The sequence below is a fragment of the Amycolatopsis sp. NPDC059657 genome (assembly GCF_042734395.1).
Classification (GTDB): Bacteria; Actinomycetota; Actinomycetes; order Mycobacteriales; family Pseudonocardiaceae; genus Amycolatopsis.
This window is the reverse complement of sequence record NZ_JBHWEB010000255.1, coordinates 1-3321: the sequence shown is the minus strand read 5'-3', so window position 1 is coordinate 3321 and position 3321 is coordinate 1. Positions and strand designations below refer to the sequence as shown.

Annotated in this window: 4 protein-coding genes; 3 read left to right on the top strand and 1 reads right to left on the bottom strand. The window is 66.0% G+C overall.

What is annotated here, in order from left to right:
* Nucleotides 1-59: 59 nt before the first annotated feature.
* A complete protein-coding gene (locus ACFV15_RS48015) occupies nucleotides 60-485 on the bottom strand; it encodes a pyridoxamine 5'-phosphate oxidase family protein (protein ID WP_378360201.1) in 426 nt (141 codons plus the stop codon).
* A 145-nt stretch (nucleotides 486-630) separates the two neighbouring features.
* Between ACFV15_RS48015 and ACFV15_RS48010 the strand changes: the two genes are divergently transcribed.
* The 3 genes from ACFV15_RS48010 to ACFV15_RS48000 all read left to right on the top strand — a co-directional run bounded on the left by ACFV15_RS48010 (nucleotide 631) and on the right by ACFV15_RS48000 (nucleotide 3195).
* The gene (locus ACFV15_RS48010) at nucleotides 631-1611 is read left to right on the top strand and encodes a PQQ-dependent sugar dehydrogenase (RefSeq protein WP_378360199.1); all 981 of its coding nucleotides are present in this window, start codon (nucleotides 631-633) and stop codon (nucleotides 1609-1611) included.
* A gap of 86 nt (nucleotides 1612-1697) precedes the next feature.
* Nucleotides 1698-2633 (top strand): catalase, encoded by a 936-nt coding sequence (locus ACFV15_RS48005; protein WP_378360198.1) that lies wholly within the window; start codon nucleotides 1698-1700, stop codon nucleotides 2631-2633.
* A gap of 151 nt (nucleotides 2634-2784) precedes the next feature.
* Entirely contained in the window at nucleotides 2785-3195 is a 411-nt protein-coding gene (locus tag ACFV15_RS48000) for an Lsr2 family protein (RefSeq protein ID WP_378360196.1), read from the top strand.
* The last annotated feature ends 126 nt before the right edge of the window (nucleotides 3196-3321 follow it).

The window sequence follows — 3321 nt, the reverse complement described above, 5'->3', positions numbered from 1 at the left end:
GGTGGGGGTGGTGTGGGTCCGGGCGGGTTAGAACCGGCCGTACCACTCACGACCTCTTTTCAGGACTTGCTTTGGTCGTTGCTCAGCCACTTCGCCGGGCGCATGCGCACCAGCAGCGAACTCTCACCGAGCGCACCGTCCACATAGGCCTTCGCGTCCGCTTCCGGCAGGTAGCGGCCCGCGATGCGGTCGGCCTGTTCACGGGTCGGGGCGCCGTCGTTGGCCGTGACCGGGCCTTCGGCGGTCACGTATTTGTACGGCCAGGTCTCCGACTGCACCAGCAGGCTGAACCGGCCCGCCGCGCGAATCGCCTTGTCCTTCTGGGTTTCGCGCTCCATCCAGATGAGGATCTCGCCGCCCGCTTCGTAGTCGTACCAGACCGGGACGGTCAGCGGCGCGCGCCCGTCCCGCTCGACGGCCAGCACCCCGATGTGCACCCCGCTGAGGAATTCCTCGCGTTCCTCGGCGGTCATGACGAAAGACATCTGCTTCTCGCTTCCCCTGGGCGGGCTCATGTCCGAGCTCTATGGCTGGAGACAACACCGGTCACGTACCAGACATTCCGGGCTCGATGCACCGGCCAGCGGTGATCTTGACAGCACGCTGGGTAAGGGCTTCGCTCTGTAGGTCATGCGTGTTCTCCTGACAGCGGCCTTGACCGTCGCGGCGATGGCCACCTCCCAGCTCACGGCCTTCGCGGCGAACCACGACATAGCGACCGGGCTGACCCACCCGTGGTCGATCGGCTTCCTGCCGGACGGCAGCGCGCTGGTGACCGAACGGGACAGCGCGCGGATACTGGCCGTCCGGCCGGGTTCCGTGCGTGAGGTGCAGACGATCGCCGAGGCCAAGCCGAACGGGGTGCAGAGCGGCCTGCTCGGACTCGCCGTGTCGCCGCTGTACGCCGCCGACAAGACCGTGTTCCTCTACTACTCGACCGAGACGGACAACCGGATCGCCTCGCTCAAGCTCGGTGGCAGGCCGAAGCCGATCCTCACCGGGCTCCCGCTCGGGCAGAAGCGTGAGGGCGGCAGGCTCGCGTTCGGCCCGGACGGCTGGCTGTACGCGACGGTCGGCGACGGCCAGCGGCCCGAACTCGCGCAGGACCCGAAGTCGCTCGGCGGCAAGGTGCTGCGGATGACCTCCGGCGGCAAGCCGGTGCCCGGCGCCAAGACGCTCGTCTATTCGCTCGGCCACCGCGATCCGCAGGGCATCACCTGGGACGACAAGGGCCGGATGTTCGTCTCGGAATCGGGGGAGCACACCTTCGACGAGCTCAACCGGGTAGAGAAAGGGAAGAACTACGGTTGGCCGGTCTGCGAAGGCGCCTGCGGCAAGCCGGGGTTCGTCGATCCGCTTGTCACGTGGAAGACCGAGGAGGCGACCCCGAGCGACCTCGGCTACTACAAAGGCAGCCTGTACATGGCGGCCAACCTCGGTAAACGCTTGTGGCGCATTCCGCTAAAAGACGGTAAGACCGGCACGCCGGAAGCGCTTTTCGAAGGTACGTTCGGCAAGTTGCGTGCCGTCGAACCGGCCAAGGACGGCTCACTGTGGTTCACATCCACGAACGGCGGCGGCTTGGACAAGATCGTCAGTTACACCCCCTGATCTTCTGTGGACGACATAACACTCGTGAGTGGTATCGCCGGTTCTAACCGGCCATACCACTCACGAGTCCTTGTATTCTCGGCCGCGTGACCACACCGGACGGTATGACCGCCACCCAGGCCATCGACCGCATCGAGGCCGCGGCCCACCCACGTCCCCATGACCGCCGCCTGCATGCCCGCGGCGCCAACTACGACGCCAAGTTCGTCCCCAGTGGACAGATCGGCCACCTCACCAACGCCAGGCACCTGACCGAGGAGACCGACCTCGTGGTCCGGCTCTCCAACGGTTCGCCGCAATACGATTCGGACGACCGGACCAGGGGTATCCGTGGTATGGCCGTGAAGTTCCTGGCCGACGGCAAGGGCATCCACGACCTGGTCGCCGCCAACTTCCGGGTGTTCCCGAGCAGCACGCCCGAAGGGTTCATCGAACTCGTGGAAGCGCTCGCGGGATCCACAGAGGACACTCTCAAGGCGAAGCTGACCACCGGCCGCAAGTTCGCCAGCTTCCTGATCGACCACAAGGAGAGCCACGCCGGGATCAAGGCGTTCCTCTCCCGCAAGGCGCCCGCGAGCTACGCGACGACCCGGTTCGACGGGCTGCACGCGTTCATCTTCGTGAACGACGCCGGTGAGCGGCAGGCGTTCCGGTACCGGCTCGTCCCGCAGCTGGGTGAGGTGGATCTCGACTCGGCTTATGGCGCGTCGCTGGACAAGCAGTTCCTCAACGCCGAGATCGAGCGGCGGCTGCAGGACGGTCCCGTGTCGTTCACCTTGGCCGTGCAGCTCGCGGAGCCCGGCGACGCCACGCACGATCCGTCGATCGCGTGGCCGGAACACCGCAGGCTGCTACCGGCAGGCGAGATCCGGATCATCGGCCTTTCGCCGGAATCGGACGCTTGGGAACGTCAGGTTTACGACCCGATGCGGCTCGCCCCCGGTGTCGAAGCGTCCGATGACACGGTGCTGGCTTTCCGTCCACATGCCTACTCGGTGTCGGCCGAACGGCGGCTCGGGTAGGTTTTCCGTCACATTAGAACAGTGTTCAAGAGGGATTTGTGGTCGTTTCGAGTATCGATTCGCACCAAAACCGGCGCGGCTTACACATCCGCACGGCGGATCGGTTACCGTACGCATGTACCGCACATCCGAGTAATGAGGAGAGCGCTTCATGGCGCAAAAAGTTGTCGTCGAAATGGTCGACGACATCGACGGTGAGATCGCCACCCAGACTGTTCCCTTCAGCTTGGACGGCGTTTCCTACGAGATCGACCTGTCCGACGAGAACGCCACGCACCTGCGCGAGGAGCTCGCTCGTTTCATCTCCGCCGGAACGCGGACCGGCGGGCGCAAGCTGCGCCTGGCCACCGGTCAGTCGGCGGCGAGCGGCGGCACCGACCGCGAGCGCTCCCGTCAGATCCGGGAATGGGCGCAGTCCAACGGCTACGAGGTCTCCGACCGCGGCAGGCTCGCGGCCGAGATCGTCGAGGCCTACGAGGCGGCCCAGGCTGCCGTCGCGGACGCCGGTGACGACAAGGCCCCGCGCAAGCGTGCCACCCGCAAGAAGGCTTCGGCCAAGTAGTACAAGTAGTAACCGCAGGCCACGAGCCGTGGGGAGGTGGGGGGGTGAAACAACGCCCACAAACCGCGCTAGGCCGGCCGCGGGCCCGACCCCACCCCCCGGGGGAGCTTTCACAAGCACGAACAA